At 37.1% G+C, this 18,556-nt stretch carries 19 protein-coding genes, 1 rRNA gene and 1 pseudogene; 5 read left to right on the forward strand and 16 right to left on the reverse strand.

Going from position 1 to position 18,556, the window contains the following annotated elements:
* Positions 1-67 precede the first annotated feature (67 nt).
* Entirely contained in the window at positions 68-1,204 is a 1,137-nt protein-coding gene (gene ftsZ / locus ACI3K6_RS18805) for a cell division protein FtsZ (RefSeq protein ID WP_435556023.1), read from the reverse strand.
* A 577-nt stretch (positions 1,205-1,781) separates the two neighbouring features.
* Positions 1,782-1,897 (reverse strand): 5S ribosomal RNA (rrf, locus tag ACI3K6_RS18810).
* 221 nt (positions 1,898-2,118) lie between these two features.
* On the opposite strand from rrf, the gene ACI3K6_RS18815 reads away from it, so the two are divergent.
* Both ACI3K6_RS18815 and ACI3K6_RS18820 read left to right on the forward strand, forming a co-directional pair.
* Positions 2,119-2,886: a sulfite exporter TauE/SafE family protein gene (locus tag ACI3K6_RS18815; protein ID WP_435556024.1), complete on the forward strand. Its 768-nt coding sequence runs from the start codon at positions 2,119-2,121 to the stop codon at positions 2,884-2,886.
* A 124-nt stretch (positions 2,887-3,010) separates the two neighbouring features.
* A complete protein-coding gene (locus tag ACI3K6_RS18820; protein ID WP_435556025.1) occupies positions 3,011-4,684 on the forward strand; it encodes a ribonuclease J in 1,674 nt (557 codons plus the stop codon).
* Positions 4,685-4,754: 70 nt separating this feature from the next.
* Here ACI3K6_RS18820 and proC read toward each other — a convergent pair whose 3' ends face one another.
* Complete coding sequence (gene proC / locus ACI3K6_RS18825) at positions 4,755-5,546, reverse strand: pyrroline-5-carboxylate reductase (RefSeq protein WP_435556026.1); 792 nt, start codon at positions 5,544-5,546, stop codon at positions 4,755-4,757.
* Between the two features lie 331 nt (positions 5,547-5,877).
* On the opposite strand from proC, the gene ACI3K6_RS18830 reads away from it, so the two are divergent.
* A complete protein-coding gene (locus ACI3K6_RS18830; protein WP_435556116.1) occupies positions 5,878-7,152 on the forward strand; it encodes an APC family permease in 1,275 nt (424 codons plus the stop codon).
* Positions 7,153-7,184: 32 nt separating this feature from the next.
* Here ACI3K6_RS18830 and ACI3K6_RS18835 read toward each other — a convergent pair whose 3' ends face one another.
* From ACI3K6_RS18835 to map, 8 genes are all read right to left on the reverse strand, one after another.
* A complete protein-coding gene (locus ACI3K6_RS18835) occupies positions 7,185-7,874 on the reverse strand; it encodes a GGDEF domain-containing protein (RefSeq protein ID WP_435556027.1) in 690 nt (229 codons plus the stop codon).
* Positions 7,875-8,028: 154 nt separating this feature from the next.
* Positions 8,029-9,261: a DUF438 domain-containing protein gene (locus ACI3K6_RS18840; RefSeq protein WP_435556028.1), complete on the reverse strand. Its 1,233-nt coding sequence runs from the start codon at positions 9,259-9,261 to the stop codon at positions 8,029-8,031.
* 138 nt (positions 9,262-9,399) lie between these two features.
* Positions 9,400-10,095 carry an LrgB family protein gene (locus ACI3K6_RS18845; protein WP_335479550.1) on the reverse strand — a complete coding sequence of 232 codons (696 nt, stop codon included), beginning with the start codon at positions 10,093-10,095 and terminating at the stop codon, positions 9,400-9,402.
* Positions 10,092-10,460 (reverse strand): CidA/LrgA family protein, encoded by a 369-nt coding sequence (locus ACI3K6_RS18850; protein ID WP_335479548.1) that lies wholly within the window; start codon positions 10,458-10,460, stop codon positions 10,092-10,094. Before ACI3K6_RS18850 ends, ACI3K6_RS18845 begins: the two co-directional genes overlap by 4 nt.
* Positions 10,461-10,560: 100 nt before the next feature.
* Positions 10,561-11,442, reverse strand: coding sequence for a LysR family transcriptional regulator (locus tag ACI3K6_RS18855; protein WP_435556029.1), 882 nt, complete (start codon positions 11,440-11,442; stop codon positions 10,561-10,563).
* 120 nt (positions 11,443-11,562) lie between these two features.
* Positions 11,563-12,366 (reverse strand): HAD family hydrolase, encoded by an 804-nt coding sequence (locus tag ACI3K6_RS18860; RefSeq protein ID WP_435556030.1) that lies wholly within the window; start codon positions 12,364-12,366, stop codon positions 11,563-11,565.
* 103 nt (positions 12,367-12,469) lie between these two features.
* Positions 12,470-13,180: a DUF421 domain-containing protein gene (locus ACI3K6_RS18865; protein ID WP_435556031.1), complete on the reverse strand. Its 711-nt coding sequence runs from the start codon at positions 13,178-13,180 to the stop codon at positions 12,470-12,472.
* Between the two features lie 109 nt (positions 13,181-13,289).
* Positions 13,290-14,030 carry a type I methionyl aminopeptidase gene (gene map, locus ACI3K6_RS18870; protein ID WP_435556032.1) on the reverse strand — a complete coding sequence of 247 codons (741 nt, stop codon included), beginning with the start codon at positions 14,028-14,030 and terminating at the stop codon, positions 13,290-13,292.
* Between the two features lie 223 nt (positions 14,031-14,253).
* On the opposite strand from map, the gene ACI3K6_RS18875 reads away from it, so the two are divergent.
* Together ACI3K6_RS18875 and ACI3K6_RS18880 are read left to right on the forward strand one after the other, a co-directional pair.
* Positions 14,254-15,198: an endonuclease I family protein gene (locus tag ACI3K6_RS18875; RefSeq protein WP_435556033.1), complete on the forward strand. Its 945-nt coding sequence runs from the start codon at positions 14,254-14,256 to the stop codon at positions 15,196-15,198.
* Positions 15,199-15,252: 54 nt separating this feature from the next.
* Positions 15,253-15,561 (forward strand): DUF3870 domain-containing protein, encoded by a 309-nt coding sequence (locus ACI3K6_RS18880; protein ID WP_335479536.1) that lies wholly within the window; start codon positions 15,253-15,255, stop codon positions 15,559-15,561.
* 28 nt (positions 15,562-15,589) lie between these two features.
* Here ACI3K6_RS18880 and ACI3K6_RS18885 read toward each other — a convergent pair whose 3' ends face one another.
* The 5 genes and pseudogenes from ACI3K6_RS18885 to ACI3K6_RS18905 all read right to left on the reverse strand — a co-directional run bounded on the left by ACI3K6_RS18885 (position 15,590) and on the right by ACI3K6_RS18905 (position 18,379).
* On the reverse strand, positions 15,590-16,039 hold the full coding sequence (locus ACI3K6_RS18885) for a GNAT family N-acetyltransferase (protein WP_435556034.1): 450 nt from the start codon (positions 16,037-16,039) through the stop codon (positions 15,590-15,592).
* 21 nt (positions 16,040-16,060) lie between these two features.
* Positions 16,061-16,483 (reverse strand): FosM family fosfomycin resistance protein, encoded by a 423-nt coding sequence (gene fosM / locus ACI3K6_RS18890; RefSeq protein ID WP_335479532.1) that lies wholly within the window; start codon positions 16,481-16,483, stop codon positions 16,061-16,063.
* Positions 16,484-16,510: 27 nt separating this feature from the next.
* Positions 16,511-16,912 carry a GNAT family N-acetyltransferase gene (locus ACI3K6_RS18895; RefSeq protein ID WP_435556035.1) on the reverse strand — a complete coding sequence of 134 codons (402 nt, stop codon included), beginning with the start codon at positions 16,910-16,912 and terminating at the stop codon, positions 16,511-16,513.
* Between the two features lie 26 nt (positions 16,913-16,938).
* A pseudogene (locus tag ACI3K6_RS18900) lies at positions 16,939-17,723 on the reverse strand (nucleotidyltransferase domain-containing protein).
* Positions 17,720-18,379, reverse strand: a complete 660-nt coding sequence (locus tag ACI3K6_RS18905) for an oxidoreductase (RefSeq protein WP_435556036.1) — start codon at positions 18,377-18,379, stop codon at positions 17,720-17,722. The pseudogene ACI3K6_RS18900 and the gene ACI3K6_RS18905 overlap by 4 nt, the downstream one beginning before the upstream one ends.
* Positions 18,380-18,556 lie beyond the last annotated feature (177 nt).

Raw genomic sequence — 18,556 nt, forward strand, 5'->3', positions numbered from 1 at the left:
TTAGACTAATTAATTGCTTTATTTCAAGAATTTTGCAATCTGAAACATTTCCTCCAAAACCTAAATTCTAATACCGGTTTCTTCGATTTCGAAAAAACGCTGGCAAATCTTCAATAGATTCTTCTGAAGGATTAGTATTTCGTTCAAAATCTATATTGGTTTTTGAAAGTGGATTATGTACTTCCTTTTTAAATGAAACAGGCTTTTCTTCCACTAATGGTTGAGATGGCTTTTGTAACTCTCCTTCCTCTAGATCATTAAATCCTGTTGCAATGACAGTAACCATGATTTCATCCTTTAAATTTTCATTAATGACCGATCCAAAAATCATATTTAATTCCTCATGAGAAGCGGAGGAAACGATTTCCGCTGCTTCCTGTACTTCAAAAAGACTTAAATTATGACCCCCAGTTATGTTCAAAATGACACCTTGAGCACCATTTATAGATGTTTCAAGGAGTGGGCTATTTAAAGCTTTCATAGCTGCTTCAGCCGCGCGATTACTTCCTTTAGATACCCCAATCCCCATTAAAGCCGTACCTTTATGCGACATGACGGTTTTTACATCCGCAAAATCAAGGTTTATTAAACCTGGGACAGCGATTAAATCGGATATCCCTTGAACGCCCTGACGGAGAACATTATCAGCTTCTACGAAAGCTTCTAGCATAGGTGTCTTTTTATCAATAATTTCTAATAAACGATTGTTAGGAATAATAATTAAGGTATCTACTGCTTCTCTCATTTCTTTAATTCCATGATTAGCGTTTACTGCACGTTTATGGCCTTCAAATTTAAAAGGGCGTGTGACAACCCCTACAGTTAGGGCACCCAGATTTCTTGCAATTTTAGCAATGGCTGGAGCAGCACCAGTACCAGTTCCTCCACCCATACCTGCTGTAATAAAAACCATATCTGCACCTTCTAAAGCTAGCTCTATCTCACGGGTACTTTCCTCCGCTGCTCTTTTTCCGATATCTGGATTAGCTCCGGCTCCTAAGCCTCTTGTCAAGGTGCTACCTATTTGTAACTTATTCTCCGCCTTTGATTGATTAAGTGCTTGTGCATCGGTATTAACCGAAATAAATTCCACACCTTCTACCCCCGCCTCAATCATTCGGTTCACGGCGTTGTTACCCCCACCGCCAACACCAATAACTTTAATGGATGCAAATTGATCTATATTAGTATCATAACCAAACATATTTCTCCCTCTTCCTTTATAACGTCTTACTTTTCATTTTGTACCATGGTTGTCGAATGAAATCTCACCATTAAAAAAAGTATACACAACATCGTTCTTTCTTTTATTAATGCCAGGTAACATTCTAATTACAAAAACGTTAATCTCAAAAAATTTATCAATATTTTACATTAAAAGATTTTATTATACTTGTATGTTGATTTTCGCTCCAAAAAGCAGTGTTAAAAACAAATAAAAAACGCTAAGCTCAATGGAGAATGAGTTTTAGCGTTTATTGGCACAGTATTATGTATTAGCCCACACAATTTCATAAGTTATGGCTGCTGCGTTCCCGCCCTGACCTGTTCCAAATGTCCTTGTTGAGCTTAAGTTCTTTAAAGAACTTATAGTATTACTATATCATCATTTCATATTAGAATATAGCTGTAAATTTTGGTGGAATAACCTGCTTTTAACACTCAATTTCTAGTGCAGCTAAATTGAAAAAGTCACAATTATTTAACTAGGAGTTAATACAAAGATCATCTAGCCCCACGCCATCACGAAAAAAGACAACCATATGGTTGTCTTTTTTCGTGCCCGGCAACGTCCTACTCTCACAGGGGCAAGGCCCCAACTACCATCGGCGCTGAGAAGCTTAACTTCCGTGTTCGGTATGGGAACGGGTGTGACCTTCTCGCCATTATTGCCGGACTATTTACGCTTGAAGTTCCATTCCCTCAAAATTTTATACCTGCTTTTTAGGGAACGAGATTTAATTTATCACCCATGAAACAATACTTCAACAAGAAAGTTTTTCCAAATAACTCAGACACTTAAAGTAACAACAAAAAATTCAGAAAAGTATTTACAAACTCACCCTCAAACACTATAATTCACATATAAATACTCGGATATAAAAAGGAGGCTTTACCATGAGCCTGGGAATAGCTTTAATGGGATTACTAGTTGGATTTTTAGTAGGATTAACAGGTGTTGGAGGCGCAGCACTTTTAACACCTGTTTTAATAATGGTAGGTATACAGCCTTCTATTGCAGTTGGTACTGATCTTGTTTATAACTCTATTACAAAGTTATTTGGTGTCATTCAGCACTGGCGACAAAAGACGATCAATTTTACATTAATGAAATACTTGGCAATAGGAAGTGTTCCAAGTGCTGTTGTTGCGATTGGCATGCTTCAAGTTTTTGAATCAACATTTCATAATTCTGAGCATATTATTAAAATCGCTCTTGGATATGTTCTTTTATTAGTCGCTGCAGCCATTTTAATCAAAACATTTTTTGATAAAAAAATCAGACCAAATCGATGGCAAGTTAGACCAATTGAAGAGAAACGGGGTCTGACTATTTTCATTGGGGCGTTATTTGGTTTTATTGTTGGATTAACCTCCATTGGATCAGGTTCTTTGTTCGCCTTAGCAATGCTTTATCTTTATCGCTTAAAAGGGTCTGAATTGGTAGGTACTGATATTGCTCATGCTTTCTTATTGGTAACCGTTTCTGGCCTTCTTCATATGAATGCAGGAAGTGTAAATTACATGTTGGTTGGAAATCTTCTTATTGGATCTATTCCAGGTGTCCTTATCGGAAGCACCCTATCCTCCAAAGTTCCTACGAAACCACTGCGTACTATTATTTCTACTGTTATTATTTTCAGTGCAATAAAACTAATTGGTTAAAAACCTTTTTAAAAGCCATGAGAGTCTTCCCCATTCTCTTGGCTTTTTTTTTGCGTAACTTTTACATCTGATAAAGCCCTGCAAAAAGGAAATAATAATAAAAAAGAAATTTGGAGGTTTTTTTATGAGGGGTAATGAGAAGGGATTATCTGTTTTCGCCTTGGGTGGCATCAATGAGATCGGTAAAAATATGTATGTCATTCAATATGAGGAAGACATAGTCATTGTTGACTGTGGTGGTAAATTTCCAGATGAAAGTTTATTGGGCATAGATTTAATTATTCCCGATATAACCTATTTGGAAAAAAATCAGGAAAAAATTCGAGCTTTAATTGTAACCCACGGCCATGAAGACCATATTGGTGGAATTCCTTATCTTTTAAAGAAATTAAACATACCAATTTATGCAACTCGGTTTACGTTAGGGTTAATTGAACTAAAGCTTGTAGAGCATCGACTTATGGGTGATTCACAACTGAATTTAATTGATTCGAATTCACAAATAGAATTGGGTAAAATTTCGGTCTCCTTTTTTAAAGTGAGTCATAGTATCCCTGATTGTCTTGGAATAGTGTTTGAAACTCCAGAGGGTGTAGTTGTTCATACTGGCGATTTTAAATTTGACTTAACACCGGAAAACGATCGAATTTCAGATATCCATAAAATGGCTGCGATTGGAGATAAGGGGGTTTTAGCTCTAATTTCAGAAAGCACCAATGCGGAGCGCCCTGGATTAACCCCATCGGAAAGTATGGTTGGCAGTCATATGGAAGAGGCCTTCTCAAGAGCTTCGGGAAAGGTGATCATTTCTACTTTTGCCTCTAATGTAAATCGAATTCAGCAAGTCGTTAGGGCAGCAATAAATACAAACCGAAAGCTTGCCTTATTAGGAAGAACCATGGTGAATGTTGTTTCCGTTGCGATAGAACGTGGTTATTTAATGGTTCCAGAAGGAATGCTGATTGAACCTAATGAAATCGAAAGTTTTTCCCCTGAGAAAGTAGCGATCCTTTGCACTGGATCGCAAGGAGAACCTCTGGCCGCACTTTCCCGTTTATCCACTGGCAGCTATCGGGATGCTACTATTTATCCGGGCGACACGGTTATTCTAGCAGCCTCCCCGATTCCAGGCAATGAAAAAGATGTATCTCGAATCATCGACAATTTATTCCAATTAGGGGCCAATGTGATTTACGGCTCTGGAAGTTCTACTGGGATGCATGTTTCTGGACATGGCTATCAAGAAGATTTAAAGCTGATGCTAGCATTGATTAAACCTACCTATTTTATACCGATTCACGGAGAATTTCGCATGCTTCATCACCACCGACAATTAGCAGAGGCAGTTGGAGTTGAGAAAGGAAACACTTTTATCATTAAAAATGGTGATGTTGTGGATTTTGAACATGGTATTGCCAGGCAGACCCGTTCTATTCCTGCTGGTGATACGTATATTGACGGAATCAGTGTCGGGGATGTAGGAGAAGTGGTGCTTCGTGACCGGAGACAACTATCAGAAGATGGTATGGTAGTTATAGTGCTAACCCTGAGTAAAACGGAAGGAAGAATCATTCAAGGTCCAGACACCATAACCCGAGGTTTCGTATACGTTAAAAATTCCGAAGATCTTTTAAAAGAGATCAATAATTTAGTTAAAAAGACTGTCCAGGACTTGCAATCAGAAAACAACCGTCAGTGGAGTGTCATTAAGCAAAACATCAAGAAAACATTAGGCCAATTTATTTCCAATCAAACAAAAAGAAGACCTATGATTCTGCCGATTATTATTGAAATTTAAACAGTATATTGGAATAAAAAGAGAAAAGGTGTTTGGCACCATTTCACTTTTTATTCCATAGAAATTATTTTTATGTGAGGCTCGCAGCCCTTTCCCTACAAGCATAAATAGCTTCTGTCATTAAGTCTGCAAGTCCTTTTGTATCCAAGACCTCTAAGCCGGCAGCTGTTGATCCTCCTGGTGTGGCAACTTCGTCAGCAAGTGCAGCAGGATTGGCATTGGTTTTAAGCATTTCCGCAGAACCCATGATCATTTGGGCTACTAACTTTCGTGCTTGTAATGGTGTGACACCTGATTCAAGGGCAATATTTTCTAGAGCTTCTGCAATTCTGTAAATAAACGCTGGGGCGCTTCCAGTAACAGCAGTTAACTCTATGATTTGCTGTTCTGAAACTCTTTCATATTCGCCAATCCCACTGATTAATGTTTCAATTATTTTTATATGTTGCTCCGTTACCCATTTGCCCGGAGCATACATCGTCATCGATTGGCCTAATTTTGCTGCAGTGTTTGGCATTACCCACGCAACAGGAGTTCCGTCTGGGAGCATAGACTCCATAAATGAAGGTCCAATCCCTGCCGCAACAGTCATAACCAATTGCCCATTCATTTCTCCAGATAGCTCCAATAGTAAAGATTCATGAACATTTGGTGGCATCGCCAGAAAAATGATATCAGCTTTTCCCACTTCTTTTTTCCAGCTTTTTGTGGTAACGACGCCATAGGATTCTCGAATCACATTCAATCTTTCCTCATTTCCATTATTAGCAACTATAATGGAAAAATCGTTTTTATCTTTTAATCCCTCAATAATCGCTTGAGCCATTCGCCCAGCCCCAATAAATAATACTCGTTTCGTCACAGTTCTACCCCTCATCATCATATTCAACAATAGTAACCAATCAATAGTATAGCACCTTCCCGTTTTAATCAAATGATGAATAAAAAAGGAAAAAATCCATTAATCATGATTAGTTTTTGAGACACCTTTTTGTAGGAAGATCCCAACATTTATTTTATGAAAAACATATTATGACACTGTTATTGACAGTTCCTTGTTATTTTAAAAAAACATCTTCACAATCAATCGTAATTCTTCTAAAATTAAGTTTATTCGAATTGAGGAGTTGTTGAGGTTGGAATCATCGCAGGGAACTTTACAACGTTCATTAGGAGTCGCACCAATAGTATTTATGGGGTTAGCCTATATGTCACCGTTTGCAGTATTTGATACATTTGGCGTGGTTTCAGCTGAAACAAACGGGCATGTCCCGGCTGCCTATATATTAATTACAATTGCCATTTTGTTCACGGCCTTAAGCTATGGAAAAATGTGCAAACTTTATCCTGATGCAGGTTCCGCTTATACATACACCAAAAAAACGATGAACACTGAGCTAGGTTTTCTAGTTGGTTGGTCAGCTTTGCTTGACTATTTATTTTTACCTATGATTAATGCTGTATTGGCTAGGATTTATTTATCAGCCCTGTTTCCACATGTATCCTCCTGGTTATGGGTAATTGGTCTAATAGTAATTATTACCACGATGAATATAGTTGGGGTCAAAATCGCTGTTAAGGCAAATACCCTGTTTGTTCTATTTCAATTACTTGTTGCTATTATTTTTGTCATTTTGACGATTCGCACGATCCTTCACGGTGGAGAATTTACAACGACTCCATTTTTCTCTCATGACATGAAGCTGCATTTCCTATTCGCAGGTGCTTCTATTCTTGCTTTGTCATTTTTGGGATTTGACGCTGTCACCACACTTGCAGAGGAAACAGTCAATCCTGAGAAGAACATTCCAAAAAGCATCTTTCTCATTGCCTTTATAGGCGGTTTGTTTTTTATCACCGTCACATATTTCATGCAATCCTTATATCCCAACGTATCCTTATTAAAAAATGTGGATGGTGCATCACCTGAGATTGCCAGACATATAGGCGGGATTTTCTTTCAATCGATTTTTACTAGTGGTGCTTTAATATCTGTTATGGCTTCTGGGCTTGCAGCCCAAACGAGTGCTTCTCGATTACTGTTTGCTATGGGGAGAGACGGGGTGCTTTCGAAAAAATATTTCGGCTTTCTTCATAAAAAGTTTCAAACGCCTGTGTTTAATATCATTTTTATTGGGGTTCTATCTCTTACCGCTTTAATACTAGATTTAGTGACCGCAACTTCCTTAATTAACTTTGGAGCCTTTACCGCATTTTCTTTTGTCAATCTTGCGGTCATCATTTACTATTTTAAAAACAAACAAATACTAAACCATTTAAATTTTGTTAGTTATGTCATTTTCCCAATGATCGGCCTTGCCTTTGTCATTTATCTTTGGTTTAGTCTCGACAAACTTGCAATTATCATTGGATTAGCTTGGTTATCCATTGGTTTAGCCTATCTTCTATGGCTTACCAAAGGGTTCCGAATAAAGCCACCGGAATATCAATTTGAAGAAGAAAATTAGACCATATAAAAAGGCATGATTCCAATTCAGGTTCATGCCTTTAGCTTTATATTAAGCGGTTTATGCTGTTTTCGTTCATACATATTTCTGTCAGCAATGATTAATAAATCTTTTAAATTATAAGCATCATTGGGATACAAAGCACTTCCGATTGAAACAGATATATTCATCCCCATCTCGGTAGATAAATGAGCCAATACCTTTTCAATTTTATCGGTAACCTCTTTTGCCTCTTTAACATCAGCGTGTGGAGATACGATGAGAAATTCATCGCCACCCCACCTTGCCACATAATCCCCGTCATTTGAACAAATAATCAAAACATCGGAGATATTCTTTAGAACTAAGTCCCCCATTTTGTGACCCAGCTCATCATTAATTTGTTTAAAGTTATTACAATCAATTACAGAAATCGTTAAAGTGTCTTCACTGTGATTCATTTGGGATAACAATTTTGGAGTAATTTGTTGAATGATCCGCCTGTTATACAAACCAGTTAAGGAATCTTTTTCAGCCAAGTATTTTGCCTTATCATATTGCACTCCCAACCACCAAAAAAAAGGTGATAGCAATGGGATGAGAATTAAATCTAATTTATACTGACCTCTTTCAAACATAAAGAAATTAGCTGCTTTGAGATCAGTAATAAAATAAAGGGAATGCCAGCCCAATACGATTGTAATAAATAGTAAAGTGATACAAATTCTACCTGTATACCTCATAGCGTGCCCCTAACAAAAATTCTTTGTATAGGATAATTTTACTATAAAATAGAATATATGTAATAGATAATTTTCGAATCTGTTGAACTTTTTTTGAAAAATAAACCAAAAAAGCCCAACTCTTTAGTAGAATTGGACTATTGAAGACATATTTTTATGAAAGGATTCTTTTTTCCCCATCAATTGCTTTAATTGGATCGATATTTTGTGTAAATTCAAGGGTTCCAATATAGTTTCCAGCATCATCGCGAACAGCAAAATACCGAATGTACACGTATTTATCTTTAAATTTAATCCAAAAGTCCTCTGAATCTTTCGTGCCCGATTTGAAATCAGCTAATAGCTCTTCCACTACATGAACACTTCTTGGTGGGTGGCAGTTTTGAACGGAACGACCAATGACAGCTTTTGTCCGGGCAAAAATTCTTTCCTTTCCATGCGAGAAGTACCTAACCACATCCTCATGATCAATAAAAGTGATATCGACGGGTAAGTGGTTTAATAAAAGTTCTAGTTGTTTAAGAGATAAAATTCCGGTATCCATTTTTATATAACCCTCTGAAATGGCATTCTCATCGAGAGCTTTCCGATCAGGGTTCCAAACAACTGCTGGTTCAACTAAACAAAAACCGATTTCATCACTTTCATTTGCAATCTTCACCCATTCATCCTCAGTGAAATGGTCTAATGCCATTTGAAAAAGAATATGTTCCTCACGGTAAATCATGGCATGAGTTTCTTCAATCACCCAGTCCATTACTTCTAAAACAGCTTTCTTATCCCCTTGATAGCTGCTAAGTAATTTCTTGGCATGCTTAATATTGTCGCGAATATAATCATCGATTCTCCACATATTATTAGTCGGTCCATAAATTCCATACTTTTCTAAATAAGGAAAAATCAAATTCTCTTTCCGGCTGTAATGCTTGTCTACATCAAGCAAAAGATTGATGTCCTCTAAAAGCTTATACACATGCTCAGCAGAATCCTCTTCTTTAAACTGCTCTAAATGAACGGACATTTTTGTATCGAGAAGATTTTCAAGGGCTCGGTTCTCCATTTTAAAGGTATGGATAGGATGACCGGGTTGTTCTTCAGGTTGCTTTCCACCTGGCTCCTTTTCTTCAATTGCTCCTTTAAACAGTTCCATGTGCTCTTTATACATCCGATGCACTTCTTCAATCGATATCCCCTCGTCTTCCAAAAATTCATTTGAAAGATTAGAAATTTCCTCCATCGTGATTTTTCCGATAAAACCATCAAAATGTGCTTTGATTTCATCAAAATTTCCGCCATTATGAAGGGCTTTAAATATCAGTTTTAAATTAGTAATTCGATCATTGCTTTGATAAATTTGTTGTTCTCGATTATTTATAATTTCACTCATGATGTTTCTCCTTCGCATTGGAATACTGGGTAAATTACTTTGATAATATTTCTCATTAATAAAATACCATCACACAATGCGAAAGATTGTGACGTACATCATTATCTAGGAATGAACTTTTTACCAAAATGTGAACGATTATAAAAAGTGATTAAAATTCATTAAGGCAGGAATTAATAATGCACCCCATACTAACGTAATAAATGCAGCGAAAATCATTGCTAAGGAAGAAAAGGTTGCTTCTTGTTTTCCATATTCCATCGCCTTATTCGTTCCAACCCCATGTGCCCCCATTCCAAGGGCCAGTCCTCTGGCAACAGGCGTCTTTATCGAAAGCCATTTGATTACGGTTGGACCGACAATTCCCCCTATCACTCCAGTAATGATGACAAAAACGGTTGTTAAGGTTGGAAGCCCGCCGATTTCTTTTGACACTTCAATCGCAATCGGAGTGGTAATCGATCTCGGGAGGATGGAAATGGTAAAATCATTATTCAAATGAAATAATTCTGATAACCCAAACGTTGAAAAAATCGCCACCAACGTACCAAAGGTTATACTTAAGACAATAGTACCTAAATATTTTTTTACAAGCGGAAGATTTTTGTAGATAGGTACCGCGAACGCAACTGTTGCTGGACCAAGCAAATGTGTAAGCCATTTAGAAGCACCCATGTATTGATTGGCAGAAACATGGGTGATGGTGATCAACACAATCAACAAGATTGGTGCAAGTAATAATGGATGTAAAAAAGGGAGGCCCCATTTTCCATAAACCATTTTTGAAAAACGATAAAAGAAAAACGTGATGAGAGTAAAAATAATCATCATCATTGTTGTGCACTCTCCTTTCTTCCGGTTACTTTTTCTGCAACTAATGCGGTCATTCCCATAACAATCACTGTACTAATCCCAATCAGTAAAACGATTTCCGCTCCCTGAATGCTGAGGATTTCATCGTAATTGACAATCCCTACTGCTGATGGGATAAAAAACAGTAGCAGTTCGGCCATCAGCCAATTGGCTCCCTTTTCCACCCATTCCAACTTCACTACTTTTAAGCAAAGAGCTAAAAATAATACCCCAAGTCCAAACATGGAAGCTGGAATGGGTAGAGGAATCAAAAGTTTTAATGCCGCTCCTAAATATAAAAATATATGTATAAATAACACCTGCGCTACGATTACTCCAAGTTTCATATTGATGTTCCTTTCTAAATCCAATTGACTATAGAGTAATAGTACGCTAATCTCCGTCATTCGTAAAATACATATTCAGAATGGTTTTCATAACTATCAGTTATAATGGTTCTTTCAAAATAAAATCAATAAATGTTTGCCCTGCTTTTGATATGTATCGATCTTTCTTGGTAATGACCGCAATACTCCACATAATTGTTGGCTTTAAATCGATGATTTTTATCTCTTTTGTAAAAACGCGGTTACAGATTGACTGCGGAAGAATCGTAACCCCAAGGTTTGCAGCCACCATCTCGGACATCAGGTCCCATTGGGAGCTTTTAAACAGGATTTTCGGCTCAAATCCAGCCATGATGAAAAAATGATTTCTTACAATTTGATGTAAGGCAAACTCTTCGTGGTAGAAAATAAATTCTTCCTCTTTTAGATCGGTAAAATTAACCTCGGTACGATCAGCCAATCGATGATGTTTGTAGACAAGTAATTTCATTTCCTCTTCAACTATCGGATAAACATTAAAAATATCGTCATCGATGGGCATAACCGCCACGCCAAGTTCAAATTCACCCTCTTCCACACTTTTCACCACTCTGGCCCCGCCATACTCGGTAATATTTAACTCAATAGCCGGAAAAGAATGATGAAATTGAGCCATCACTCTGGGAAAAAACAAACTACCAATAAACGGTGGTAATCCGATATTGATTTCACCTCTTTGCAAATCGGTCATATCATTTAGTGTAGATGACATCTCATCCACTAATCCCATCATTCGGTGAGCATACTCTTGAACAACCCTGCCTGCATCCGTTAAATCACTAGTTTTATTACTGCGAATGATCAATGTCATCCCCAACTCTTCTTCTAGCGCTTTAATTGACTTACTCAAAGCAGGCTGTGACACATGCATGCTTTCCGCTGCTTTCGTGATACTTCGGTGCTTCGCCACCTCCAGAAACAATTGAAATTGCCTTAACTCCATATAAAATCCTCCTACTGGTGCCAGGCACCTTGTTAACATAATATTATTATAAGTTATTGATATTTCTTATTTAAATTTTATCATAACTTGTAATCAAAAAGAAAAGCCATAAATATAGACTTAGTCTACATTTACAGCTTGATTTAATTCTTCTAACAAAGGGAATAATTCCTCTAAATGGGTAATTTCGAAGGTCGGAATGACTTCATTTCGGTCTTTTTGATGGCGGTTGATCCAAACCGATTTAATGCCAGCACGATTTGCTCCCAGTATATCGGTCATCAGGTTATCCCCTACCATGATTACTTCTTCTCTTGGTAATCCTATTCTTGATAATGCATGTTCAAATATAGCTGGATCTGGTTTTCCTTTGCCAAAATCACCTGAAATCACAACTTGATCAAAATATGGAACTAGTTCAGGTGTGATGGTTAATTTTGTATTTTGTAAATCAGGTGACCCGTTTGTTAATAATAGTAGTTTATATTGTCCCTTTAATGTATCCAATATCCTAAAACTCTCTACATAGACGAAAGGCAACTTCCGACGCTCTTGTGGGAATCGTTCAGCTAATTCAGATCCAAACTCCGGATCATCTACGCCAAGCGCATTTAATCCATTAGTCCAAGCATCCTTACGGTATCCCGGAACAATTTCCTTCATTTTTCGAAAGTCATCCTGTTCATCCAGGAAATTCCCCCATAATCCTTCAAAGGGATTGATACCGATCATTTGTGTAAAAGAGTAAGTTTCATAGGAAGAATACAGTTCCCTCGCCGCTTCACGAACCGCTTCCTCCAGCTGTTCCGGGTCAATTCCATAGCGTTCCTCTGCCACCTTGCATGTAGCCACAAATGCTTCTTTCACACTTTTTTGATCCCAAAGCAAGGTATCATCCAAATCAAAAAATATAGCCTTAATCATTATTGCCTCCAAGTAAACTGATTTTTTACTAGTTTACCACGTTTATTGTCTGAATAATAGAAAAAAGAAACCCGATTATTTCAACTTCTTTGGAGGCACCAATCTATTCTCGATCTAACGGAGATTCTAGTTGATCATCCAATAGATCAATAAATAATGTTCCGGTTGATGAAATAACAGCATATTGAATATCTTTCATCTGCAAATTTCTTCCGGACAATTCTTGTTCAAGCCATTTTCTGGTATAAACGCTGTTAAAATTTTTCTCTACCTCCACCCCGTCCATAACTAGCTCACGTGGTAGATGAATAAGTGAAGACATACCTGTCACATTAACATCCATTTTACTGACCGATTGATAGTTTTTCTTTTTCATGACTGATAATTTTCCGCTAACCTCTAAAATTGCATATTCCACTTCAAATAAATCAAAAATGCCCTGCTCCCTTAACTGTTGTAAAAGATCATCTAAGCTATATCGAATTTTCCTCATATTTTTATCCAAAATTTTTCCGTTTTCAATAATGACAGTTGGTTCACCGGAAATCCATATCCGAAAGCGCCTGCTCTTTAATGAGATGATAGAGCAAAAAAAATACATTAAAATCAGTGCTAAAAACGACGCCAGCATAGGGAAAAATTTCAAATTGGTATCGAATCCCAAATTGGCGATAATAGAACCTACTGTAATAGCCAGAGCAAAATTATGATGATTATTACCAGAATTCATCTGTTTCCCTAACCAAAATGACGCAAAGAGTAAAATAATATATGCCGCACATGTCCGAAGTATTGAAGTTAATATATGTTCCATAGGATTCATCCTCATTTATTAAATCTTACTATGACATTATTGACCAAATTAGGGATGAATCATTCCACTAAAAAGAAAAACCCAATTCATCATGAACTGGGTAACTTTTCTATTTCGTTGTTATAATCGGTCCATTTTTTGTCAAAATGATCGTGTGTTCATACTGAGCTACGAAGCTCTTTTCAGTTACATAGGTCCAGCCGTCACCTTTTTCAAACACTTCTTCTTCATCAGTGGAAATAAACGGTTCAAAGGCAATGACCATTCCTTCCTTTAACAGTTCATCATCTGAAGGCTCAAAGTAATTATAAATATATTCGGGCTGTTCGTGAATCGTCCGGCCAATTCCATGTCCAGTTAGATTGGTAATAACCGTAAGTCCATGGTTGCTAGCCGTTTGAAATACCGCTTTTCCAAGGCGGCTTTTTCTTGAACCTGGCTTGGCAAACTTTAATCCTGCTTCAAATGCGAGCTTGGCCACATCACATAGCTTCTGCAATACTGCTTCACCTTCACCAACTACGATGGAGATCCCAGTATCAGCAAAATATCCGTTTTTGGAACCAGAGACATCGATATTAACAATATCTCCTTCCTGAATCACTCGGTTTCCAGGAATACCGTGGGCTACTTCTTCATTAATACTAATGCATGTATATCCCGGAAAATCGTATTCCCCTTTTGGCGCTGAAACGGCGCCTTCTTTTGCAAACAATTCACCGGCGATTTCATCCAGTTCTTTTGTGGTAATCCCCGGTTTGGTTCTGCTCACCAATTCATCGCGAATCGCAGCGCAAATTCGTCCGATCTCCTTTAATCCATCAATATCTTCTTGTGTCTTTGCAATCATGTCTCTTCCCTACTTTTTCATTAATATGTAATTATGTCTCTTATTGTAGCCTTTCTTTTGACAAAAAAACAAGCCGTCAATGTTAAAACTGATTTGTTATAATGAAATTAAATAGCTTAAAATTCAAAGGGTTTTACCATGCTATTGCAGGAGTAATAAGAATATGAAAATTTTGTTTTAATTATTTTTGATCAGTTTGAAGTGGCTCTTCAAGGGGGAAAAAATGGCTAAGAAGAAAAAAACCTTAAAGAATCATTGGGAGGATGCCTCCGATTTCATTAAGTTGAAAAAACGGTTGTCCTACCTAAGGGATAATAGGCAAAAAATTATTTCAGATACCAATCTTTATTTTCATGAAAAGAAAAATCAACATGAGATCGTTTATTACTATCAATCTGTAAGGGATGGCAGTAGTGATGGGAGTGAACTTTTTAATCGGTATCATCAGCTCATTTCAAGAACTCATATCGAACAGCTCCCTTATTTTGTCAGCAAGGACTTATATTTATATACTTGGGTCGACCTCCATCCGGATGGTACGGTAAAAAGTATCTACTCTGGAGATAAAAGGAATCCAGAAGATTTAATTCACGAGGATTTTGAAATCATTAAGGAAAGGTATCAAGGCTTTCAAGAATTCCTTCGAAAAATAAAGCAGAATGAGTTTGAATCATTCAGGGAGTTAAAGGCATTTGAACGAGCTTTGAAACTCAATACAGAACATATTGTTCCCCAATCTTGGTTCGGGGCTGTTGAACCAATGAAAGGTGATCTGCATCATTTATTCGTCTGTGAGCCGGCGTGTAATATTGCCCGTTCAAATTTCCCTTATGATGATTTCACCTTTTATCAGCCGGAAACACCGAATGAGCCAATACAAAATCTTTGTGGAGTGGCAGTCTATGGCAGGTTTGAACCGGAAAACGGAAAAGGCATCGTAGCCAGGTCCATGCTATATTTTATTCTGCGATATCCAAAGGCTATAAAAAAATCGTTTAGGACCCAAATTAATATTCCATTACTCATTCGTTGGCACAAAGAATTCCCAGTTTCCCTCTATGAGAAACATAGAAATCAAACCATCTATCAAATCCAGGGAAATCGAAATCCTTTTATTGACTACCCTGAATTAGTTGAAAAACTCGAGTTTCCCGATTATTCTTGCTAATTTAATTTCTTTTATTATATTATTTTATTAATAAAGTTTTTAGGAGAGAACATCATGAATACTATTTTTATAGCAGGTCATGCTAAACTTCCTTCGGGAATGGCAGCCAGAAGCATGTTTGAAACCTTAACAATCACAGCTGAGATTGATAAGCAGTATGGAGTAATTGTCGATGCTTCCTGTACTTTGGCAACAGAACACGGCCGAGATTATATTACAAGGCTTCTGAAGGGCTATAGCTTGCGAAATGGCATAGAGCAGCCATTAGAAGAGCTGAAGAACGGTTATTTGGGAAAAGCCAATAATGCTCTTGTTGCGGCATTAAAGGATTTGTTTAAGCAGTATGAGGCTTTACAGCAATAGGTGCTTCGGATACGTTCCGAAGCACTTTTTATTTGGCAACCCACTCATAAAGTAAATCAGGCAACTTTTCTTCGTTTTCAATCCCCCTGGCAATGATGGTAAATCCATGCTTTTCATAAAATCGTTGGGCATTTTTATTGATTTCAAATGTGTATAAAGTTAAGCTGCCACTCGATTGAGCTTTTGCTCGATTCAATAATGTTTCTCCAATTCCTATTCCCTGAAAATCCATATGAATGTAAAGTTGACTTATTTCATGATCATTATAGGCAATCATTCCAACTACCTGATCATCAGAAAGTGCTAACTCTATTTGAAAATGTTCAGGTAATATATAGTTTAAAAAATGTACATGATTATCAAAACTATGGAGTTCTTTCTGCTTAATCGCCTGTTCTTTACTATCTCGCCACATCTTCACCGTTTTTTTCGCGTACTTGGTGTCATAAGGTATGATGATAACCTTTTCAAGATCCATAACATCCCCACCTTTTGCTATTTATTCAAAAAACTGCATATGTACCATTTCCTTTTTATAATAATCAAGCCGATCCTCTAAGGTACCAGTATGAAACTCAAATTTATGACCATCTGGATCTGTAAAGTAGATTGACTTTCGATCCCGAACGTCCCTTACACGGCTAGGCAAAATATGAACGTTTAATTCTATTAACTTGTTAACCATTTTTTCAAAATCGGCTTCATCAATGGAAAAAGCAATATGTGTATACGAATGATGGATCTCATTTCTAGGTATGTCTTCCTCTACATTTAATGCTAGCCACATACCATTTAGATCAAAATAGGCGGTAGTTCGGCCTTTCACTAATAATTTGGCATCGAAAACCTCTTTATAAAACTCTATTGATTGTTCCAAATCGGAAACTGAAAACAATAAATGATTTAGACCTTTAATTGACAAATTCTTCACCTCATAAATATATGAATCCTATCTATTAATATCCTTATTCATACCAACAGTGAATTTCCGAAATCCCAGCTTTTCATAATAAGATTGCAGATTTTCACCGCACATTAGTTGTGGGATGACCCGATTTTGCTCGCAATATGCAACCAATCTAGTAACAATATTTTTCCCAATCCCCATAGACTGGTAACTAGGAAGTACCCCTAATCCACAAATAACTCCAGTAATCACACCGTCCGAAATCACACGCCCCATCCCCACTAATTGCTGTTCATTATAGACATACAGGACATACCAACTTTGCAGGCACATTTTTTCCAGTTCACCTACAGTAAAATTGAGGGAATTCCAGCCTAACTCCTCATATAATTGGTATACCTGTTCAAAATTATCAGGTTGTTTTGTTGTATATGATACATTCACAATCCGATCTCCCCTATTCACATGAATTAAGACCAAACTTCTTCAAGAGTTTCTCTAAAAAGCAAATCTAGGCTTGGCGTTATTTTTTTTGAAGTAGTCGTTAATTGATTGGTAAAATCTCGAAGGCGAACGATTTCTGCAGTTAAAAATTCATTAATTATTGGAAAACGTGGTTCCAAATCTAATTCGTCCCCGGCTAATTTTCTATTTAACAAGGTTCCTATTTCATCCTTTAATTCTCCGTTTGGGACAAGCGCCTCAACTAAAACAGGAAACTCTATCGGCGGGAATTCATTAAATTTTTCCATCCAAGCACAAGCCAGTACTGGTCTTAGAACATAAAAATATTTTTTTATCTTAATTTGTTCCTCTTGTAAAAATTCCCGGAAGTTTTTTTCGGCCATATTTAAATAATGATGCATACAGGATATCGGGGAAAAAATGATTTTATTCAGTTCTTTCATTTTATCTATGGTTGAGAATGCTTGATAATAGATAATTCCAGACTGAAGCCATTCCAATAGGGGCGGATTTGACTTTCGAAATAATCGTAAGGCTTTCGTCAATTCCCAACCACTTACGTCAAGCAGATTTTGATTGGCAATTCAATGACATCTCGCTTTTTTCCGACACCGATTGGGTCAATGGATAAATAATCTTCTTTTTTATGTATATAAATAAATCGGACATCATAATCACTATTTTTTGATGGAAATCCCCAAGCCCGGCTGCCGGATTCACATGCATATAAAATCTTCACATTATATTCGTCCTCAATATTTTTGAGTGATTTTAAAATAGTACCCTTCATTGACCTACCTCTACTATTTGACTAGATTCATGTACATGTACACCCTGCAAGTCACTTTTCGCAGCTTGAAGCATTGCCATTGCTACAGTTCTATCGTAAACAGGCTTGTATTTCCGTAACGGTCCAAAGAACAATGGCGACAATAAACCAGAAGAGATTGCTGCAAAGCGTTCTCCGAAACGGAATTCTTCGCGATCACCAAGTAAGAGCGAAGGACGAAAAATGTGTAAGACCGGGAGATTAAGTTTACGTAATGCTTGTTCAACTTCTCCCTTTATCCGAATATAAAAGGTGCTTGAAGAGGGATTTGCTCCCATCGAAGTGATGAGTAAGAATTGTTTTGCAACTTGTTCTTGCGCCAATTTACCAAGTGCCAACGGATAAACATAATCCACCTTTCGAAACGCTTCTTGGCTACCTGCCTTTTTAATGGTCGTTCCTAGGGTGCAAAATACATCCGCATCTTTTAAATTTAAATTTTCCCGGTCCAGATAGTCGAAATCAACGATTCTCTCATGTATCTTTGGATGTGTGATTCCGGTGGATCGGCGAACAAGGAGGGTAATTTCATAGTATTCCGGATCATTTAACAGTAACTGAACAAGCTGCTTTCCTACCAAGCCGGTAGCGCCAGCCACAACCGCTCTACGGGTCATTTCAATCATCCTTTTTAAAAAAGTCATTAGTACCTATTTTAACTTTACATTATTATTTTGGTTTTATCCAAATTAGAAACGACCCTAATTAAATAAAATATGTAACTTGCACCTCTGCATTGTGAATATGTGATTCGCATTGCATAAGTACCCTTTATTCGGGGGTATTATTATACT

Source organism: Neobacillus solisequens (assembly GCF_051233465.1).
GTDB lineage: Bacteria > Bacillota > Bacilli > Bacillales > Cytobacillaceae > Neobacillus.